The following is a 19,167-nucleotide window of genomic DNA, read 5'->3' on the forward strand; positions in this document are numbered from 1 at the left end:
TATATCATAAATTTCATTGGACGGAATCGTATCTCGTCCATACGTTTGTCAAAGGCATCTTGACGGCGGATATGTTCTTTTTGTATTTTTTGCTGGTTTCCATGCAGTTGTACGTGGTATTTCCTTTGATGCTGAAATTTATGCGCAAGTTTCAAAACGCGCACATGGCGATCTTCATCATCAGCTTTGCCGTAGAAATCGGACTTATGGCATTCAATCAATCGTTTGTGCAATTTGTGAACATTCACCATGTGCCAGGTTGGGTCGGCGACTTGGTGAAATATCGGGATCGAATCATTATCACGTACGAATTCTGGTTCGTTGCTGGCGCTTTGCTCGCGATCCATTACCAGACGGTCAAAGCTTGGGCGTTGGCTCACGTTCGTATGATTGTTTCCATCCTTGTGGCAGGGCTGTTCGTGCTGTGGGGTGTGTACTTCCTGAATCGATTCGGATTTGGATTGAACGATTCGAGAGCGCTCGACGTGCTCCAGCCAGTCATGATTCCGTACAGCCTCGTCGTGGCGGCTGTACTGTGGATTGTTGGCATGAAGTGGCAGCGCGTCAGTTCCGAATTGCCAGTTTTAAGCCGCATCATTCGGTTTTTTGGCAGTGTTTCCTTTGGAATCTTCTTGATTCACCCGGTCACATTGCATTATGTGGACAAGATAAATTCATTGGTTCACGCTTCGCTTGGCGTTCATTTCGCGTTGTTGCCGCTCTGGATCGCCTTGACCTATGTGGTGTCCGGATGCGTGGCGTATTTGATTGGCCGCGTTCCGTATCTAAGCTACATCGTCGGCGAAAAGACGCAACCGAAGCGCCGGGCGCCTGCCGCGCCTTTGTCGAAGGCAGTCTGAGGCGTTCGGCTCCGCTTTTACTTTGCACCCGCCATGGGTCGTGAATAACGAGGTGTATTACTTATGTCCAAACTTCTTCAAGCACTCCATCAGGCACTGACGAACGCGGAGGAGCCCAAAGTTTTCGATTACGGGCGCTGGTTTGACGCTGGCACGTTGATGTCGGACGTTCGGGCAACCATGGAGATGCTCACTGAATTGAAGATCGTTCCTGAGGCTCAAGTCATGATTGCAATGCCGAATTCGTACGACTTCCTGGTGGCCTATCTGGCGGTGCTATCCCATGGCGGCATCGTGGTTCCAATCAATCCGGAAACGCCCACCGCTGAATTGGCTCGCGTCATGGAGCGGTTCGAGGCAAAAGCCGCGATCATATGTGCAAATGCCGCGGATGCGTGGCAGGGCGAGTTGGTCGACTCGGGCTTGCGGCGTGTGGATGTGGATAGGCGGGGCAGCGGATTCACCAACTTCGTATATTGGTCGAACGGCGCGCGCGCGTCCGCCGATTCTCAGACATCGGCTTCGCCTTCCGAGGATTCTCCGGCCGTGTTGATGTTCACTTCAGGAACGACAGGCAAGCCGAAAGGTGTGATGCTTCGGCATCGACACCTTTACGCTGCGGCGCAAAACGTCATTCAGAGTCACGCATTGTCGGAGCGCGACGTCACATACTGCATTCTGCCGTTGTTCCACATCAATGCTCAAGTGATCGCGCTGCTCGCGACCTTGAGTTCAGGCGGCAGGGTCGTCATGAGCGACAAGTTCCACGCGTCGCGTTTCTGGGACGACATCGAGAAGCACGGTGTCACTTGGGTTTCGTGTGTTCCCACCATTTTGTCGATCCTGACCAAGCTCGACGCGCCGAAGGACTGTGCCCGATCGCTGCGCTTCTTCCGTTCCGCCTCCGCGCCGTTAACCCCGGCGATTGGAGCTCGGATTGAATCGATGTACGGCGTCCCGGTCATTGAATCGTACGGCATGACGGAAGCGGCGGGGCAGATTTGCGTGAATCCGCTGCCTCCAGGCGTGCGTAAGGCGGGATCGGTGGGCAAGCCGTTCGGGCTCAGTCTGCAGATTGTCAACGACGATCGACAACCGGTTGGTCCTTACCAGGTGGGGGAAATCGCGATCCGAGGCAATAACGTGATCGACGCGTATGTAGGCATGGAGCCGTCGCAGGATTACGGATACGGACCAGGATGGATTTACACGGGCGACTTGGGCTACCAGGATGACGATGGATATGTCTTCATTACAGGCCGCGCCAAGGAAATCATCAATCGTGCCGGAGAGAAATTGAGTCCTCGGGAAATTGAGGACGTGCTGAACACGCACGAGGAAATCGCGAGATCGGCAGTGATCGGCCTGCCTGATCCAATGTACGGCGAACGCGTCGTGGCTTGGGTCGTCCCTGCAAATCCCGACGGAATTGTGCCTGATGAACTTCGCTCGGATCTGATGAGCCTGTGCTCAACACATTTGGCCAAGCACAAATGTCCTTCGCAAATCCTGATTGCGCGCGAGTTGCCAGTCAATGCGACGGGGAAAGTACAGAAGCATCTGCTGCGGGAGATCGAACCGAAAGATATGTTGGCATAGTCGGATTTGTCCTCGCTGAGCCGTGATTCGTCCGCTGCCTCTGGTGCTACAGTGTCCCCGGTGGCAGCGGCGGCATGGTGAAGGGAGGATTCTCATCTTGTCCCGCGTGTGGCTTTGATTCCGTTTTGGATCGCAACGATTCAATTTGTCGATGGACATCATTCATCGCTTCGTTGATACTCTCAAGCTGTTTCTGCATGGATGCGAGTTCCTCAAGTCTGCGGTTTGCTTCCCGAAGTTCCCGGTATAACTGCTGGGTCGTTTGATTGGTTTGAATTCTCCGGCGCTGCAGTGATCGAGCCGCCGCCGTTTGTCTTTGGCGGCCTGCCGCCGAAGGGTGCTGGCGGATTCTGGCGTTTGTTTCTTCGATTTGTTCTACCGATTTCTTCGATCTCGAGTTGTTTCCGCCGCTTTTCCCCTTATAGGTTGTTGCGTTTACGACATGCGGAGTGTCCTTTGGGGATCGCTCTGCTGTCTGGCTAGAACCGTCCGTGGACTCCATTTGCCGCTGTGCGTCGTAATACGCGCGAAGCAGCATGGGTACCCAACGGAATCTTTCGAGTCTCCTCATGTCGCCGCCTCCTTTTCCGTACAGGATATGCACGGCCCTATTTTGTGGACTGGGCGTGTATCTGCCGTATTCCTATAACCACTTGCCAAATGTGGTACACTTTGAGAAAGCTTGTTCAAAATTTTCAATGCGATTTCTAATCATGTGTGTTACATTCGCCTTCAGCGAGTAAACGCGCAAATCGAACACGAAGTTTAGGAGGCAGTTCATGAAGTCTTTGAAGAGGTATCTACCACCTGTCGCGGGGGCGGCTGTTGGCGCCGTCATTGTCGGGGGGGTGTGGTTTGGAACATACATGGTTCACGGTAAGGATTCCGTGGTCGCGATGGTCGGCAATACACCCATCACCAGAAGCCAGCTGCTGGCGGAGACGGAAGCGTATGCTGGGCAATCGATGCTTTCGGAATTGATCTCCAACCAACTGGTTGAAGACGCTGCCGCGAAGCAGCACATCACTGCGTCGCAGGCCGAGATCAATCAGGAATTGCAAAGCATCGAAGCGCAGAACGGTATCACGTCTCAGGCGCAATTGCAGCAAGCTTTGCAACAGAGCCACATGTCGATGGACGAGTTTATGAACCAAATCAAGGTTTCCGTGCTCGTTCAAAAGGTGGCGGAAGCGAAGGTCAAGGTGACCCCTGAGGAGATTCAAACGTATTACAATCAGAACAAGAGTTCATTGGGGACGCCTGAGCAGCGGACGCTCTCGCACATCGTCGTCAAGACGAAGTCCTTAGCGGATCAAATTCAAAGCGACTTGGCCAAGGGTAAGTCGTTTGCAACGTTGGCCAAGACGTATTCCACGGACACCACCACCAAATCATCCGGCGGATCGCTTGGTACGGTTTCCCAAGAGTCTTTGGCGCAGACCGATCCCAGCATCGCGACGGTCGCTTTTCAGTTGAAGAAAGGCGAAGTGAGCCAGCCCATCAAGACCAGCAGCGGTTATGAGTTGGTACTCTGCAGCGCCATCACACCGGCCAAAATTCCTACGCTGGAGCAGGCGAAGAAGACCATCACTCAAGACATCAAGGAGCAGAATGCCGAGTCCGAGGCCGAATTGGTCGCAGATCTCATCAAATCGGAGAAAGTCGACATTTTGGACCCTTCCTATTCGAGCGTGAAGACGTCGCTCGAGAATCCACAGACGTCCAGTTCCAGTTCGTCGAGCGGCTATTGATGATGTTGGCGGCTTGAAACATGCACATGGGGCTGTCCCGAGAGTCATGGACAACGTGACTGGGGGACAGCCCTCTTGTCTTGTGTGGGACCGTGGATTCACTGGATAGGGTGGTGCAGATTGGGGATCGGGGTTTCACGGCAGATATGATACAGTAGAGTGTATTGAGACATTGCGGAGTGGAGTGGCTGCGGTGACAGCGATAGAGACAGGTGTAACGGCACACGTTTCGATTGACGAATCCCACCATTTGCGGATTGGCGGCTGCGACGCGGTACAGCTTGCCCAACAGTTTGGAACGCCGCTCATCGTCTATGATGAACAACTGATGCGCGAAACGATCCGCGCATTTCACGAAGTGTTTCGGCGCGAGGGCGTGTCGTATCAGATTTCTTACGCGAGCAAGGCATTTTGCACGATCGCGATGTGCCAACTCGTGTATGAAGAGGGATGCGGCATCGACGTCGTGTCTGGCGGTGAGCTTTACACGGCTATCGCGAGCGGTGTGCCCGCGGAGGCCATTCACATGCACGGAAACAACAAGACGCCGGAGGAACTGGCGTACGCGCTGGAGGTCGGGATCGGCGCAATCATCGTGGACAATTTCTACGAGTTGTCGCTGCTTGCAAAAATGGCTCAGGACGCGGGAAAAGTGGTCGACGTCCTGATTCGGATCGCGCCGGGTGTCGAGGCGCACACGCACGACTTCATCTCCACCGGCCGTCAGGACAGCAAATTCGGGTTCGATCTCGCCAGCGGCCAGGCCGACGCGGCGCTTCGGCAGTTGATCGACCTAGATAGTTTGCGGTGCATAGGGATTCATGCCCATATCGGATCGCAGATTTTCGATGTCGATGGATTCCGGCTGATGGTGGAGCGATTGGCGGATCTGTACGTGGCCGCCAAACGCGAATATGGGTTGCCTGTGCGGATCCTCAACGTCGGTGGAGGTTTCGGGATCCAGTATACCGACGAAGTTGCACCGCCGGTGTCAGATACCTTGGCCGCCATCATCGAATCCGCGAGACTGGCTTTCGATGCGCGGAAGGAAGCGCTGCCGACATTGTGGATCGAACCGGGCCGAAGCATCGCGGGACCGGCGGGTATCACGCTGTATCGAGTCGGATCGCAAAAACGGATCCCTGGTATACGCAATTATCTCGCCATCGACGGGGGCATGACGGACAATCCCAGGCTCGCCTTGTATGGCGCCAAGTATCACGCTGTATTGGCGAACCGGGCCGACGAACCCGCGCAAACAGAATGGTCTGTGGCCGGAAAGTGCTGCGAAAGCGGCGATATGCTAATTTGGGACGCACATTTGCCTGAGCCGGCGAGCGGCGACATCCTCGCCGTGTTCGCAACCGGCGCCTACACGTACTCGATGGCAAGCCACTACAACCGGATTCCAAAGCCTGCTGTCGTCTTCGTTCGAGACGGTCGGGCGAAACTTGTGGTTAAACGCGAGACATGGGCGGATTTGGCCACTCGGGATCTGCCGTTGTCCTTGTAAGATCGCTATACTGAAAGTTGAGGGCTTTGCCGAAAAGGAGGAGGAACAACATGTCGACGAAGACAGCCGACTCTTTGCTTGAACTGATCACAGAAACATCGACGAATCTTCCGCCGGATGTTCGCCGGGCGATTAAGAAGGCGCAATTGGAGGAGGAGTTTGGAAGTCGCGCGGCCATCGCGCTGAACACGATCGTCGATAACATCGTGTCGGCCGAAGAGGACGTCCAACCGATTTGTCAGGATACTGGTATGCCTACCTTCATTGTGCACTGTCCGGTAGGCTTCAATCAGATACAGTTTGCGAAGGAGATTGAGACGGCCGTCCGTGAAGCGACCAAGCTTGGCAAGCTGCGTCCCAATTCGGTCGATCCGCTCACGGGTAAGAACACAGGCGACAACTTGGGCGAAGGCACGCCTGTCATCCACTTTCACCAGTGGGAACGCGACGAGGTTGAGGTGAAGCTCATTCTCAAGGGCGGGGGCTGTGAAAACAAAAATATTCAATACGCCTTGCCCACGGAGCTGCCTGGTCTGGGCCGGGCTGGAAGAGACTTGGATGGTATCCGGAAATGTATCCTTCACGCGGTTTACCAGGCCCAGGGCCAAGGATGCAGCGCCGGATTCATCGGCGTGGGCATCGGCGGAGATCGGACCACGGGATACGAATTGGCCAAGGAGCAGCTGTTCCGGCCGCTTGACGACGTCAACCCAAACGAAGACCTAGCGAAGTTGGAATCGTACATTCTGGAGACGGCCAACCAGCTGGACATCGGCACGATGGGTTTCGGAGGCAAGGTTACGCTGCTCGGTTGCAAAATCGGCGTGCGCAATCGCATCCCTGCGAGTTTTTATGTCTCTGTCGCCTACAACTGTTGGGCGTTTCGTCGGCTGGGCGTTGTGCTCGACCCTGAAACAGGCGCCATCAAGCGGTGGCTGTACCGCGACACAGAAGAAAAGCTGGAACGTCCGACGAACGCGTTCTCGACGGAGTCAGCGATTGTGCTCGAGGCTCCCATCTCGGAAGAACAGATTCGATCGCTCAAAGTTGGCGATGTCGTGTTGATCCGCGGTCTTATGCACACGGGGCGCGACGAGTTGCACAAATATCTGATGAAGCACGACTCTCCGGTCGATTTGAAGGGCGGCGTCCTGTATCACTGCGGACCCGTCATGTTGAAAGACGACGACGGATGGCATGTCAAGGCAGCCGGGCCGACAACGTCGTCCCGAGAAGAGCCGTATCAAGCGGATATCATTGAAAAGTTCGGGATTCGTGCCGTGATCGGCAAAGGCGGCATGGGCGACAAGACGCTGGCGGGGCTGCAAAAGTCTGGCGCTGTGTACTTGAACGCCATCGGCGGTGCCGCGCAATTCTACGCGAACTGTGTGACCCGCGTGACCGGTGTGGATTTCCTTGAGGAATTCGGGGTTCCTGAAGCCATGTGGCACCTGGAAGTCGAAGGATTTCCGGCGATTGTCACGATGGATGCGCACGGCAATTCGCTGCACAAAGAGGTCGCGGAGGAATCCATGGTGAAGTTGGAAGACTTGCGCGATCCCGTTTTCGCCTAAGCCAAATCTGTCATCAGAGGGCCAAGGCGGTGGGCTGCATGGCCCGGTCGAGGCCGCGAAGGCGCTATTGGCCTGATTGTGAAGCGAGATCGAAGGCGATCCGAAGCGCGATTGAAGAGGCTGTCCTTGAAAGCAGTGAATCCTGCCCAGGGCAGCCTCTTTGTGTCCACCGTCAGGAACGCGAGGGAAGGCGCAGCTTTGGAACCTTGCCGCTCGCTTCACTCGCATCATCTGGTTTCGCGCTGCCCCTTTGCCAGCCTGCGCTGCAGGCCTCCCAGCAGATCGGTGTAAGTTGCCCAGTCGCTGCGACGCAGCCGCCACAGATCCTTGCCCTTTCGATTGGACACGCGGTTATACCAGTATACATACACCCACAGCTCAAACACGTAGGACAACGTGGACGAAATCGACGCGCCATACATCCCCATGAGCGGAATCAGGAACAGGCACACCAACGCGTTGACCGCGATGACCATCAGGTTGACCCACATCAGTGTCAGCGGCTTTCCTTTGGCGTTGGTGAAGTATTGCGCGATCACGTTGGCCGTCGCCTTCAGCACGAGTCCCGGCAGCAGTACATAGAAGGGGCCGACGCTGCCGCCGTACTTGGACCAACCGTACATCAACACGAGGAGCGGCAGGACGAGCGCCAGGAGGATGCCGCCGAACGTCGACGTGATCAGCGTCTGCCGCGACGCGACTTCCGTGATCTGGCCTGCATCGTCGCTGGTCGCCGCGGTGACCCGATGGAAGACCATGGTCGAGATGGTCTGCGTGAGCGTGTTCAGGATTTCGGCTGCGGCCACGGCGACGCCGTAGGTCGAGATGACATTCGGATCCCGCGTGATCAAGAGCATCCAGTAGTCCGTTCGGTAGTTGACATACCCGGTCACGATGGCAAGCGAGGAAGCGGTGCCGTACGAGCGCAGGCCGCGCCATTCCGCCGCGGACCACCGCCACTTCAAGACGCGCGCTGTGCCGAGCGCCCGATACGCGACAATCAGCGTCATCACGACGCAAATGGCCCACGACAAGATCCAAATCCGAAACGTCCAAAGCAGCCTTTCTGTGTTCGGCGCATGCGGCTGAGCGACGATGAACGCCGCGTAAAGAATCAGAAAGACGCTGGCCTGCGCCATGTTCGCGCGGTTGAGCCAGGAAATTTGGCCAAGCGAATTGAGCAGTTTGGAGCCGTAGCCAAACAGGAATGTCAAGGGCATGCCAATCAACGCGTACATGACCACGATGGAGGGATGCAGCCAGTACGCCACCGCAAAGCTCGCCAGCCAAACGAGAATGCTGAAGATGTACATCACGAAGTTGCCCATTTGGACGATGAGTTCGCGATCTTCGGGGCGCCGCGGCAGCGCGTACGAGAAATAGTTCGTATAGCCGCCGCTGAACGACTGTCCCAAGGTGGCGATGGTGGTAGACAGCTGAAAATCGCCTCGATCCGCCTTTGGCAGATACCGTGCGGCCATGACGCTGTTGATGAACGCCAATCCCGAGGACAAACCGCGGTAGACAAATGAATATAGAGTAAGGCGACGATTGTTCAAGGTCATAGCACTCCGTAGGATCGAATGATTGCTCGTGCGTCTAGGTGCCGCATAGCTAATGTACCATGCAGGCGTCTGCCCGACGAGATCGCGAATGGGCGGGCGTGTCGGAATCGCAATCGCCTACGTGTTATGGTACCATTCGTGTACAAGTTTGGAGCGTTGAGTTCAAACAGAGATAGACTACTGCAGGAGGGGCTCATGGTGCGAGCAGTCGATCTTATTGCGAAAAAGCGAAACGGCTTGGCCTTGTCGGCGGAAGAGCTGCGCGCTCTGATGGATGGTTACATGAATGGTGCCATTCCGGACTATCAAATGAGCGCGTTCTTAATGGCTGTCGTCTGGAACGGGATGACGATCGAGGAATTGACAGAATTCACGCAATTGATGGCCCATTCCGGGGACACGCTCAGTCTGGACGAGATTCCCGGCGTGAAGGTCGACAAGCACAGCACGGGCGGCGTCGGCGACAAGACGACCCTTGTGTTGGGACCGCTGTTGGCCGCCATCGGTGTGCCTGTGGCGAAAATGTCTGGTCGAGGGCTCGGTCACACAGGCGGGACCATCGACAAGTTGGAATCGATACCTGGCATGCAGACCGCGCTTTCGACGAGCCAGTTTATCGAACAGGTCAAGCGCATCGGCATCGCCATTGCAGGTCAGACCGGTGATTTGGCTCCGGCCGACAAGCGGATCTACGGACTGCGGGACGTGACGGCGACCGTCGAATCGTTGCCGCTCATCGCGTCGTCCATCATGAGCAAGAAACTGGCGAGCGGAGCGAACGCGATTGTCCTCGACGTCAAGGTGGGCAGCGGCGCATTTATGAAAACGCTCGCCGATGCGAAGCGTTTGGCGGCTACCATGGTTCGCATTGGGCGCGAAGCGGGCCGAAGTACGGTCGCGGTGTTGTCCAACATGAACGAACCGCTCGGCCGTGCCATCGGCAACGCCCTGGAGGTGAAGGAAGCGATTGCGACCCTGCGTGGGCAAGGGCCTGCCGATCTCGCCGAGATCTGCCTGACGCTTGCCGCCGAAATGGCCATCCTTGCGGGGCGTGCCGCCGATCCGGACGAAGCGCGCCGCTTGTTGCAACAAGCTATCGACGACGGCCGTGCGCTTGCGAAGTTCCGCGAACTGATTGAGGCGCAGGGCGGGGACGCCAGCGTGATCGACCATCCAGAGCGCCTTCCCGCAGCGCCGCACGTCCAGACGTTGCGCGCCGAGCGGGCGGGGTATCTCGGGGCGCTGCCAGCCTTGGCGTTTGGCGAGGCCGCGATGCGGCTTGGGGCGGGGCGGGCCTTGAAGGAGGACGTGATCGATCCGGCGGTTGGCTTGGTTCTCGAAGCGAAGACGGGGGATTACGTGGAAGCGGGGCAGCCGCTGCTCACAGTTCACGCCGCTTCCGAAGCCGATGCCCTGCGGTGTGTGGCCGAACTGCAGCCGCTGTTTGTCGTCGGCAGCGATCCGGTCGAGGCTCCCGCCTTGGTCCTGGGACGGATTCGCGCTGAAGACATCGATGTGGACCAAGACGAACTGCTGGCAGCCGCACACGAGGCGAGAGAGGCGGCGTATGTCCCGTATTCTCATTTTGCGGTCGGAGCCGCGCTGCGGCTTCGGGACGGCCGCATCGTCACCGGAGCGAACATCGAGAACGCTTCCTACGGATTGACCAACTGCGCGGAGCGCAACGCGATCTTCGCCGCAGTCCTGGGGCGCAAGGACAAACAGCAGGCACGGAAGGCCGACATCGTCGAGATCGCCGTCGTGGCCGGATCGCCCGATCCGGTTCCGCCATGCGGCGCCTGCCGCCAAGTCATGGCCGAATTTTGCGCGCCGGACACGCCGGTCATTTTAGCCAATCTGGAGGGGCATATCCGCCGTACGACCGTGGGGGAACTGCTGCCAGGGGCGTTCACGCCTGAACAGCTTGCGTCGTCACCCGGATTGCAGCATGTGTGAGATGGACAGAGAGGCCAACGAGGATAGGGAGGAACCGTTGTATGTGGAACATTGGATCGGACGCGTGGATGCGTCAAAGTGTGGAACTGCTCGCTTCTGCCGTGAAAGGCAAGGCGCGCGATGAGATAGATGACAAGTACAAGTGGAATCTCGCGGACATCTACGCGACCGTCGACCTGTGGAACGAAGACGCGGCGAAGTTGGAGGACTTGCTCGAGTCGTTCGCGAAACGGGAAGGCACGCTCGCCGAAAGCAGCTCCAGTCTGCTCGACGCGCTCAGAGAGCACGATGAGATCGGCGTGATCGCCGGCAAGCTGTACGTCTATGCGAAGATGCTGCTCGACGAAGATACGGCCAAGGGCTCGTCGCAGGATCTGCATCATCGCGCCGTCTCGCTGATGGTTCGCACGAATGCCGCGACGTCGTTCTTTATCCCGGAAATCTTGACGATCGACGAAGCTCGCCTGCAATCGTTTGTCGACGAGAACGAAGGGTTGACGATGTACCGGTTTGCCCTCGAGGAAATTACCCGTCAACGGGCGCATGTGCTTTCGCCAGAGAGCGAGCAACTGCTTGCGACGTTCGGAGAGGTCCTGGGCGCGCCTGGAGAGATCTTCGAGATGTTCAACGATGCGGACATGGAGTTTCCGACCATCGAGGACGAACACGGCCAGCCGGTTCAGGTTACGCACGGTTCCTATCTCGAGTTGTTGGAGCGGCGTGATCGGGGAGTTCGGCAACGGGCTTACGACGCCGTCTTACATACGTACAAACGCAGCCGCAACACGCTCGCCGCGCTGTATGCGACAAATGTCAAGCGCAATGTGGTCAACGCCCGCATCCGCAAGTATCCGTCGGCGCGCGCGGCTTCATTGTTCGACGACAATGTCCCGGTCAGTGTGTACGACAATTTGATTGCGGCAGTTCACGAATCGCTTCCTGCATTGACCAAGTACCTGCGGCTGCGGGCGAACGTGTTGAAAGTTGACGATTTGCGGCTGTCCGATCTGTTCGTGCCGCTCGTGCCTGACCTCGATTGGAAGATTCCCTACGACGAGGCCAAAGAGCACGTCCTCAAAGCCGTACAGGTCCTTGGCAGCGACTACGTGAGGATGGCTGAGCAAGGGCTCGGTGGCCGCTGGGTCGATGTCTATGAGACCCGCGGCAAGCGTTCCGGCGGTTACTCCTGGGGGACATTCGGCACGCACCCGTACATTCTCCTCAACCACAACGACACCGTGAACGACATGTTCACCTTGGCTCACGAGCTTGGACACTCCATGCACAGTTACTTTTCGAGAAAGACACAGCCGTATGTGTACTCGCACTATACGATCTTTGTGGCTGAAGTCGCGTCGACCTGCAATGAGGCATTGCTGTACGACCATCTCGGCAAGACGGTGACGGACGACGCGAAGCGGGCGTATTTGATCAACCAGCAGATTGAGACGATCCGATCCACGCTCATCTCGCAAACGATGTTCGCGGAGTTCGAGAAGCTCACGCACGAATGCGTTGAGCAAGGCGGATCGCTCACGTCCGATTGGCTGAACGAAACGTACTACAACTTGAATGTGAAATATTACGGAGAGGTCATCGACGTTCCGGAAGAAGCGGGCTGCGGCTGGATGCGGATACCGCATTTCTACAACTCGTTTTACGTGTACAAATACGCTACCGGAATTTCGGCCGCCATCGCCTTGTCGCGCCGCATCCTCGCTGGTGGACAGTCGGCGGTGGACGATTATCTGCGCTTCTTGTCGGCGGGATCGTCCAATTATTCCATCGAGCTGCTGCGCGGCGCCGGGGTCGACATGACGTCGCCGGAACCGGTGCGAGCGGCTTTGCAGCAGTTTGACACGCTCGTCGACGAGCTTTCCGGTGTGCTAGGCATCGAGTAAAGGAAGCGGCGGCTGGATGTGGATGGAGGCGGTCGATCCCGACGGTCAACGTGCCGCGGCTGACAAACGGGCGTGGGGATGGTCGGGATCGACACGCGGTGTGAATGGTGCTTTTGCGGGCCTTTTCACGCCTAGACCTGTCGTGAAGCGAGCGGGCTTGGCACGGAATTGCGCTTATGGCCGTTCGCGTAGCGGGCTGTCTCTGCGTGAAGCCGCGTAAACAACTGCAAAGGCCCGTCGCCGAGCGCCTCTAGGCCAAGTTCGGTGACGCCGCCGGGAACCCGAATCTGGTCAATCACCTGCTCGAACGTCATGCCAGCCTCCAACAGGGCTGCGAGGCCAGTGATCATCGACGCAAGCAGCGATTCGGCTTCCGCTCTGTCGATATTGCCGGTCTGCGCGGCCGCTTGCGCCCAAGACTGGCAGATGCTCGTCAGAAAGGCCGGCCCGCAGCTGGTCAGGTCCGAACATACGCGTACTTGCGCTTCGTCGATCACGTAGGGACGCCCGATGGCAGACAGCTTCTGTTCAAGCCGCAATTTGTCCTCGGGCGAAATGGTGCGGGGGTACGACACCAGAAGCGCCCCCTTGTGCACGGTTTGCGTCAGGCTGGGAATCAGCTTGACCGGCGTGGCCGGGGTGAATTCTTGCCATTGGTCGAGATCGATGGAGCTGATGGTGGTGAGCAGCAGTTGATTGCGGCTCAGCGCCGGCCCGAGCTGCTGCATCATGTGAAAGCCGTCGGCCGCCTTCGTGCACAAAATGACCGCGTCCACGCAGGATACCAATGATCTCCATGTGTTACAGACTGCCATATTGGTAAAATCGGCGGCGACGGCCTCAGCTTTCTCTGCGGTCCGATTGTATACGTAGACGCATTCTGAGGAGGTCTCCGCGAAGGCCCGAGCAAGCATTCCGCCCATGTGCCCCGTGCCGATAATTCCGATTTTCATCAGTCGCCACCTCCGAGAAAATGTTCGCAACGCGCTTCTGTCATCTATATTCTGTGAAGTCCTTCGATAGTCTGGTTGGCTTGGTCTTTTTGAACCTTGATTGTGTTTGGTACAATACAGATGCGTAGACTAGAAATCGCTGTGACGAGACAGAAGCTAGGAGAATGGAGGTCAGCCGCGTGGCGAAGAAGACCATTGAAGATGTGAGTTGGTCGGGCAAGCGGGCGCTGGTTCGTGTAGACTTCAACGTTCCGATGAACGATGAGGGGAAAATCACAGACGACACCCGCATTCGGGCAGCACTGCCGACGATTACATACTTAGCCGATCACGGTGCACGGGTCATCTTGATGAGCCACTTGGGACGTCCGAAAGGCCAACGGAACGATACATATTCGTTGCGTCGGGTCGCGGATCATCTCAGGGGGCTCTTGTCAGGACGACGCGTGTTTTTTGTTGACGATACAGTAGGTGAAACGGCCTTGGCAGCGGTGAACGAGTTGCAGGACGGCGACGTCTTGGTGCTCGAAAATGTCCGTTTTTACCCAGGAGAAGAGAAGAACGACAAGGATTTTGCGAAGGCTCTGGCTGGGCTTGGCGACGTCTTTGTCAATGATGCCTTCGGAACCGCCCACCGGGCGCACGCGTCGACAGCGGGTATCGCCGATTACTTGCCTTGCGTCGCCGGTTACTTGATGGAGAAAGAAGTCGGCATCATGGGACAAGCGTTGGCCAACCCTGAACGTCCGTTCGTCGCCATCATTGGCGGAGCAAAGGTCTCGGACAAGATCAACGTGATCGAAAACCTCCTGCCGAAGGTGGACGCGCTCTTGATTGGTGGCGGTATGGCGAACACGTTTCTCGCGGTGCAGGGCTACGACATGGGGAAATCGCTCGTGGAAGCCGACGCCAAGGAAACGGCTGCGCGACTGCTGAAGCTCGCTGAACAACATGGTTCGCGGCTGCTCCTGCCGGAGGACGTCATCGCTGCGAAAGCGTTCGCGGCGGACGCCGAGCACACCGTGCGTCTGGTCGACGAAGTAGAGCCGGACGAAATGGCACTCGATATCGGGCCGAAGGCTATCGAGGTGTACCAGCGGGAGATTCGCGGGGCCAAGACGGTGATTTGGAACGGACCCATGGGCGTCTTTGAAATGCCGGCGTTTGCGAAAGGGACGTTTGCCATCGCCGAGGCGATGGCCCATGCGGACGCAACGACCATCGTCGGCGGGGGAGACTCCGTGGCGGCCGTTGAACAAGCCGGGGTGGCGGATCGGATGTCGCACGTCTCGACGGGCGGTGGGGCTTCGCTGGAGTTCTTGGAAGGCAAGTTGCTGCCTGGCGTGGCCGTGATCGCCGACAAGTGATGCGAGTGAGAGCGGACGTGCGCGTGCCCTGCAAGCCGCGACGGCTGTGTAGTATCACACGATGAGAAAGGTGGGATAGCGATGGCCAGGATTCCTTTGCTGATGGGAAATTGGAAAATGTATAAGACGGTGGCGGAGGCGAGAGCGTTCGCCGAAGCGCTCGGGCAACAGTCGGCTGCGCTTGGCGACGACGTCGAATACGCCATCTGCGGGCCGTTCACGACCTTGCACGTGTTGCGCGTGATGCTGCCGACGCAGGTGAAACTTGGTGCGCAAAACGTGCATCCGGAAAAGGAGGGCGCGTACACGGGCGAGATAGCCCCGGGTATGCTTGCCGAGTTCGGGACGAAATATGTCCTGGCTGGACATTCTGAGCGGCGCATGTTGTTTGGCGAATCGGATCAATTGGTCAACCAGAAAGTGCGCGCGATTCTCGAAGCAGGCATGACGGCGGTGCTATGTGTGGGCGAGAACTCTTCCCAGAAACAGGACGGCATCACCAAGGAAGTCGTGACGGGCCAAGTGCGGCACGGCCTGGAAGGATTGACGGCAGAGCAGGTCGCGGGCGTCGTGATCGCGTACGAGCCAGTCTGGGCCATCGGTTCTGGGAAGACAGCAACCCCGGACGACGCCCAGTACGTGGCGAAGGAAATTCGCGCGATCATCGCCGAGAAACACGGGGCAGACACAGCTTCTCAGGTTCGCATTTTGTACGGCGGCTCCGTGAAGCCGGATAACATCGCTTCGTTCGTCGCCGAGGATGATATCGACGGCGCGCTGGTCGGCGGCGCGAGTCTTGATCCAACGTCCTTCGTGGCGATGGCTGAGGCGGTAAGGGGTGTGGTTCGATGAGCGGATTTCAACGCAAACCGCGGCCAAGCGGCAAGGGACCGGTCGCACTCATCATTCTCGACGGATTCGGGTTGAACGAGACGCACGAGGGGAACGCGGTCTATCTGGCCAATACGCCGAACTTCGACAAACTGTGGGAGACCTATCCGCACACGCAATTGACCGCGAGCGGCGAGGCGGTTGGACTTCCTGAAGGGCAATTCGGGAACTCCGAGGTCGGTCACTCCAATCTTGGCGCCGGGCGTGTCCTGTATCAGGATTTGACGAAGATCACGAAGGCGATTCGTGATGGGGATTTCTACCAGAACGATGTCTTGAAGCGGGCGATGAACGCCGCCATCCGGAACGGCAAAACCCTGCATCTGTGCGGATTGGTATCCGACGGCGGGGTGCACAGCCACATCGATCACCTGCTTGCGCTCCTCCGCATGGCGGCCGGCCTCAACGTGCCCAACGTGGTCGTCCACGCGTTTCTCGACGGCCGCGATACCTCGCCCAAAACTGGCGCAGGTTTTGTGCAGCGCGTGCAGTCGCTCATGGCCGATCTCGGCGTCGGCGTGATCGGCAGCGTGATCGGGCGTTACTACGCGATGGACCGCGACAAGCGCTGGGAGCGCGTCTCTCAGGCGTACAATCTGATGGTTCACGGCGAAGGCGAGAAATCGTCGGATCTCGTCGCCTCCATCGAAGCTTCGTACGAGGCGGACGTCACAGACGAATTCGTGAAGCCGATTGTGCACGTCGACGCGTCGGGCAATCCGGTCGGCAAGGTGGAAGACGGCGATTCGCTCATCTTCTTCAATTTCCGGCCGGACCGGGCAATCCAACTGTCGCAGGCGTTTACCAATGACGGATTTGACGGGTTTGATCGCGGCCCTCGCCCGCCGCACGTACATTTCGTGTCGATGACGAAGTACAGCGACACGGTCGGCGGCGAAATCGCGTACCCGCCGGACAGCCCGCACAACACGTACGGCGAGGTCGTCGCCAACGCCGGATTGACGCAACTGCGCATTGCGGAAACCGAGAAATTCCCGCACGTCACGTTCTTCTTCTCCGGCGGACGAGAGGCCGAGTTTCCAGGCGAAGAGCGGATCCTGATCCCTTCGCCGAAAGTCGCGACGTACGATTTGAAACCAGAAATGAGCGCGTTCGAGGTGGCGGACGCGGCCGCGAAGCGGATGCGCAGCGGCGAGATCGACACCATGATCTTGAACTTCGCCAACCCAGACATGGTCGGCCACACGGGTTCGTTGGAAGCGGCCATCAAGGCGTGTGAGGCGGTCGACACGTGCCTGAAGACCGTTCTCGACGCGATTTCCGAAGTCGACGGCGTGGCGATTGTGACGGCCGATCACGGCAACGCCGACGTCATGTACTTCCCGGATACGCACGAAGTGTGCACGACGCATACGACGAATCCCGTGCCTTGCATCGTCACCTCCAAGGACGTCAAGCTTCGCAGCGGCGGCGTCTTGGCCGATTTGGCTCCGACCATGCTCGATTTGCTGGGCGTCGAGCAGCCGACCGAGATGACGGGGACGTCCATCATCGTTCACGAGTGAAGACAGGAATCACATTGAGGAGTGAGTGGAATGTCAGAGATTTATGACGTACATGCCCGCGAAGTATTGGATTCGCGAGGGAACCCGACGGTTGAAGTGGAAGTGGAACTGGAGAGCGGCGTGATTGGACGCGCCATCGTTCCGTCCGGCGCGTCCACAGGCGCGCACGAGGCTGTGGAATTGCGCGATGGCGACAAGAGCCGCTACCTGGGCAAAGGCGTCCTGGAAGCTGTGAAAAACGTCAATGAAATCATCACGCCGGAACTGATTGGCGAAGATGCGCTGGATCAAGTCGAGATCGACAATCTGTTGATTGCACTCGACGGCACGCCGAACAAAGGGAAACTGGGCGCCAACGCGATTCTGACCGTATCCATGGCGGTCGCAAAAGCTGCCGCAGCAGAAGTCGGACTTCCGCTGTACCGTTATTTGGGCGGTTTCTACGCGCGCACATTGCCGACGCCGATGATGAACATTCTCAACGGCGGCAAACATGCGGACAACACCGTCGACATCCAAGAATTCATGGTCGTTCCGCACGGCGCGCCGACATTCCGCGAAGCTTTGCGCATGGGGGCGGAAATCTTCCACAACTTGAAGAGCGTTCTCTCCAGCAAAGGGTTGGCGACCACGGTCGGTGACGAGGGCGGTTTCGCTCCGAACTTGAAGACCAACGAAGAAGCCATTCAAATTATCGTCGAAGCGATTGAGAAAGCAGGCTATCGCCCAGGCGAGCAAGCATCCATCGCCATCGACGCCGCGTCGACCGAGTTGTTCAAGGACGGCATTTACCACTTTGAGGGCGAAGGCGTAAAGCGTTCGGCGGACGAAATGATTGCGTACTACGAATCCCTGCTCGCGAAGTATCCTATCGTTTCGATTGAGGACGGCCTGTCCGAGGACGATTGGGAAGGCTGGGCGAAACTGACGAAGGCGATTGGCAGCAAGGTGCAGCTCGTCGGCGATGATTTGTTCGTCACCAACGTGGATCGTCTGCAACGCGGCATCGAGTCCAACGTAGGCAACTCGATTCTCGTGAAGGTCAATCAGATTGGCACGTTGACGGAGACCTTTGCCACCGTCGAACTCGCAAAACGCGCCAGCTACACGTCCATCATCTCGCACCGTTCGGGCGAAAGTGAAGACACCACCATCGCCGATATCGCGGTTGCAACGAACGCTGGCCAGATCAAGACAGGTGCGCCAAGCCGTACGGATCGCGTTGCGAAGTACAACCAGCTGCTCCGGATCGAAGAAGAGTTGGGCGGGGCTGCACAGTACGCTGGAAAATCCGCGTTTGTACAACGCTGATTTTCATGGTAGACTAATCGTCGGAAATCGCGTGGAGCGGAGGTGACAGGCAGATGATGTTGGCGGCAAAGGTCGTTCTCGTCGCATTGTGCGCGTTACTCGTCCTCGTCATCCTGCTCCAGTCGGGTCGCAGTGCTGGATTGTCGGGAGTGATTACGGGTGGTTCCAACCAGTCGTCCAACCGGCGGGCCAAAGGAATGGACTCGCTGTTGGGCAAGGTGACTGTGGTGTTGGCCATCCTGTTGTTTCTCATCACGATGCTGATTGCGGCGTTTTATCATTACAATATTAAGTAATGTGAACAGCTTGGTATCGTGGTGTCCACAAGAGGTGTACCGAAGGGCCGGACGTCCGTCATCGAAGATGGCAGGGGCGTCGGCCCTGTTTTTGTGCGGTGTGA

15 protein-coding genes and 1 pseudogene are annotated in these 19,167 nt (G+C 57.7%); 13 read left to right on the top strand and 3 right to left on the bottom strand.

What is annotated here, in order from left to right:
* A partial coding sequence (locus AAC01S_RS05910) for an acyltransferase family protein (protein WP_067620331.1) occupies window positions 1-860 on the top strand: 860 nt, incomplete at its 5' end.
* A gap of 63 nt (window positions 861-923) precedes the next feature.
* Window positions 924-2,459 (top strand): AMP-binding protein, encoded by a 1,536-nt coding sequence (locus tag AAC01S_RS05915; RefSeq protein WP_067620334.1) that lies wholly within the window; start codon window positions 924-926, stop codon window positions 2,457-2,459.
* Window positions 2,460-2,505: 46 nt separating this feature from the next.
* Here AAC01S_RS05915 and AAC01S_RS05920 read toward each other — a convergent pair whose 3' ends face one another.
* Window positions 2,506-3,030 carry a hypothetical protein gene (locus AAC01S_RS05920; protein WP_067620337.1) on the bottom strand — a complete coding sequence of 175 codons (525 nt, stop codon included), beginning with the start codon at window positions 3,028-3,030 and terminating at the stop codon, window positions 2,506-2,508.
* Between the two features lie 208 nt (window positions 3,031-3,238).
* Here AAC01S_RS05920 and AAC01S_RS05925 point away from each other — a divergent pair, with 208 nt between their 5' ends.
* The 3 genes from AAC01S_RS05925 to AAC01S_RS05935 all read left to right on the top strand — a co-directional run bounded on the left by AAC01S_RS05925 (window position 3,239) and on the right by AAC01S_RS05935 (window position 7,297).
* Window positions 3,239-4,210, top strand: coding sequence for a peptidylprolyl isomerase (locus tag AAC01S_RS05925; RefSeq protein WP_067620340.1), 972 nt, complete (start codon window positions 3,239-3,241; stop codon window positions 4,208-4,210).
* Window positions 4,211-4,403: 193 nt separating this feature from the next.
* The gene (gene lysA / locus AAC01S_RS05930; protein ID WP_157071068.1) at window positions 4,404-5,723 is read left to right on the top strand and encodes a diaminopimelate decarboxylase; all 1,320 of its coding nucleotides are present in this window, start codon (window positions 4,404-4,406) and stop codon (window positions 5,721-5,723) included.
* A 50-nt stretch (window positions 5,724-5,773) separates the two neighbouring features.
* Complete coding sequence (locus AAC01S_RS05935; protein WP_067620343.1) at window positions 5,774-7,297, top strand: fumarate hydratase; 1,524 nt, start codon at window positions 5,774-5,776, stop codon at window positions 7,295-7,297.
* A gap of 227 nt (window positions 7,298-7,524) precedes the next feature.
* Here the strand turns inward: AAC01S_RS05935 and AAC01S_RS05940 are convergent, their stop codons facing one another.
* On the bottom strand, window positions 7,525-8,862 hold the full coding sequence (locus tag AAC01S_RS05940; protein WP_067620346.1) for a lipopolysaccharide biosynthesis protein: 1,338 nt from the start codon (window positions 8,860-8,862) through the stop codon (window positions 7,525-7,527).
* A gap of 198 nt (window positions 8,863-9,060) precedes the next feature.
* Here AAC01S_RS05940 and AAC01S_RS05945 point away from each other — a divergent pair.
* From AAC01S_RS05945 to pepF, 3 genes and pseudogenes are all read left to right on the top strand, one after another.
* Window positions 9,061-10,359: pseudogene (locus AAC01S_RS05945) on the top strand (pyrimidine-nucleoside phosphorylase); the annotation flags it as partial.
* 18 nt (window positions 10,360-10,377) lie between these two features.
* Entirely contained in the window at window positions 10,378-10,818 is a 441-nt protein-coding gene (locus AAC01S_RS20180) for a cytidine deaminase (protein ID WP_370670810.1), read from the top strand.
* Between the two features lie 41 nt (window positions 10,819-10,859).
* A complete protein-coding gene (gene pepF, locus AAC01S_RS05950) occupies window positions 10,860-12,719 on the top strand; it encodes an oligoendopeptidase F (RefSeq protein WP_370670808.1) in 1,860 nt (619 codons plus the stop codon).
* Window positions 12,720-12,850: 131 nt separating this feature from the next.
* Here the strand turns inward: pepF and AAC01S_RS05955 are convergent, their stop codons facing one another.
* Entirely contained in the window at window positions 12,851-13,702 is an 852-nt protein-coding gene (locus AAC01S_RS05955; RefSeq protein ID WP_281178113.1) for a pyrroline-5-carboxylate reductase dimerization domain-containing protein, read from the bottom strand.
* Window positions 13,703-13,851: 149 nt separating this feature from the next.
* On the opposite strand from AAC01S_RS05955, the gene AAC01S_RS05960 reads away from it, so the two are divergent.
* From AAC01S_RS05960 to secG, 5 genes are all read left to right on the top strand, one after another.
* Window positions 13,852-15,039, top strand: a complete 1,188-nt coding sequence (locus AAC01S_RS05960; RefSeq protein WP_067620353.1) for a phosphoglycerate kinase — start codon at window positions 13,852-13,854, stop codon at window positions 15,037-15,039.
* 81 nt (window positions 15,040-15,120) lie between these two features.
* Window positions 15,121-15,891 (top strand): triose-phosphate isomerase, encoded by a 771-nt coding sequence (gene tpiA, locus AAC01S_RS05965; RefSeq protein ID WP_067620356.1) that lies wholly within the window; start codon window positions 15,121-15,123, stop codon window positions 15,889-15,891.
* Entirely contained in the window at window positions 15,888-17,456 is a 1,569-nt protein-coding gene (gpmI, locus tag AAC01S_RS05970; RefSeq protein ID WP_067620361.1) for a 2,3-bisphosphoglycerate-independent phosphoglycerate mutase, read from the top strand. The genes tpiA and gpmI overlap by 4 nt, the downstream gene beginning before the upstream one ends.
* A 30-nt stretch (window positions 17,457-17,486) precedes the next feature.
* Window positions 17,487-18,767 carry a phosphopyruvate hydratase gene (eno, locus tag AAC01S_RS05975; protein ID WP_067620365.1) on the top strand — a complete coding sequence of 427 codons (1,281 nt, stop codon included), beginning with the start codon at window positions 17,487-17,489 and terminating at the stop codon, window positions 18,765-18,767.
* Between the two features lie 53 nt (window positions 18,768-18,820).
* On the top strand, window positions 18,821-19,063 hold the full coding sequence (secG, locus tag AAC01S_RS05980; protein WP_067620368.1) for a preprotein translocase subunit SecG: 243 nt from the start codon (window positions 18,821-18,823) through the stop codon (window positions 19,061-19,063).
* Window positions 19,064-19,167 lie beyond the last annotated feature (104 nt).

Origin of the sequence: Alicyclobacillus acidiphilus NBRC 100859 (assembly GCF_001544355.1) — a bacterium.
GTDB lineage: Bacteria > Bacillota > Bacilli > Alicyclobacillales > Alicyclobacillaceae > Alicyclobacillus > Alicyclobacillus acidiphilus.

Bases quoted from the DNA above. Each gene is read 5' to 3' on its own strand.
- AAC01S_RS05915 (WP_067620334.1), top strand. From the start codon at position 924: ATGTCCAAACTTCTTCAAGCACTCCATCAGGCACTGACGAACGCGGAG.
- AAC01S_RS05920 (WP_067620337.1), bottom strand. From the start codon at position 3,030: ATGAGGAGACTCGAAAGATTCCGTTGGGTACCCATGCTGCTTCGCGCG.
- AAC01S_RS05925 (WP_067620340.1), top strand. From the start codon at position 3,239: ATGAAGTCTTTGAAGAGGTATCTACCACCTGTCGCGGGGGCGGCTGTT.
- AAC01S_RS05935 (WP_067620343.1), top strand. From the start codon at position 5,774: ATGTCGACGAAGACAGCCGACTCTTTGCTTGAACTGATCACAGAAACA.
- AAC01S_RS05940 (WP_067620346.1), bottom strand. From the start codon at position 8,862: ATGACCTTGAACAATCGTCGCCTTACTCTATATTCATTTGTCTACCGC.
- pepF (WP_370670808.1), top strand. From the start codon at position 10,860: ATGTGGAACATTGGATCGGACGCGTGGATGCGTCAAAGTGTGGAACTG.
- tpiA (WP_067620356.1), top strand. From the start codon at position 15,121: ATGGCCAGGATTCCTTTGCTGATGGGAAATTGGAAAATGTATAAGACG.
- gpmI (WP_067620361.1), top strand. From the start codon at position 15,888: ATGAGCGGATTTCAACGCAAACCGCGGCCAAGCGGCAAGGGACCGGTC.
- eno (WP_067620365.1), top strand. From the start codon at position 17,487: ATGTCAGAGATTTATGACGTACATGCCCGCGAAGTATTGGATTCGCGA.
- secG (WP_067620368.1), top strand. From the start codon at position 18,821: ATGATGTTGGCGGCAAAGGTCGTTCTCGTCGCATTGTGCGCGTTACTC.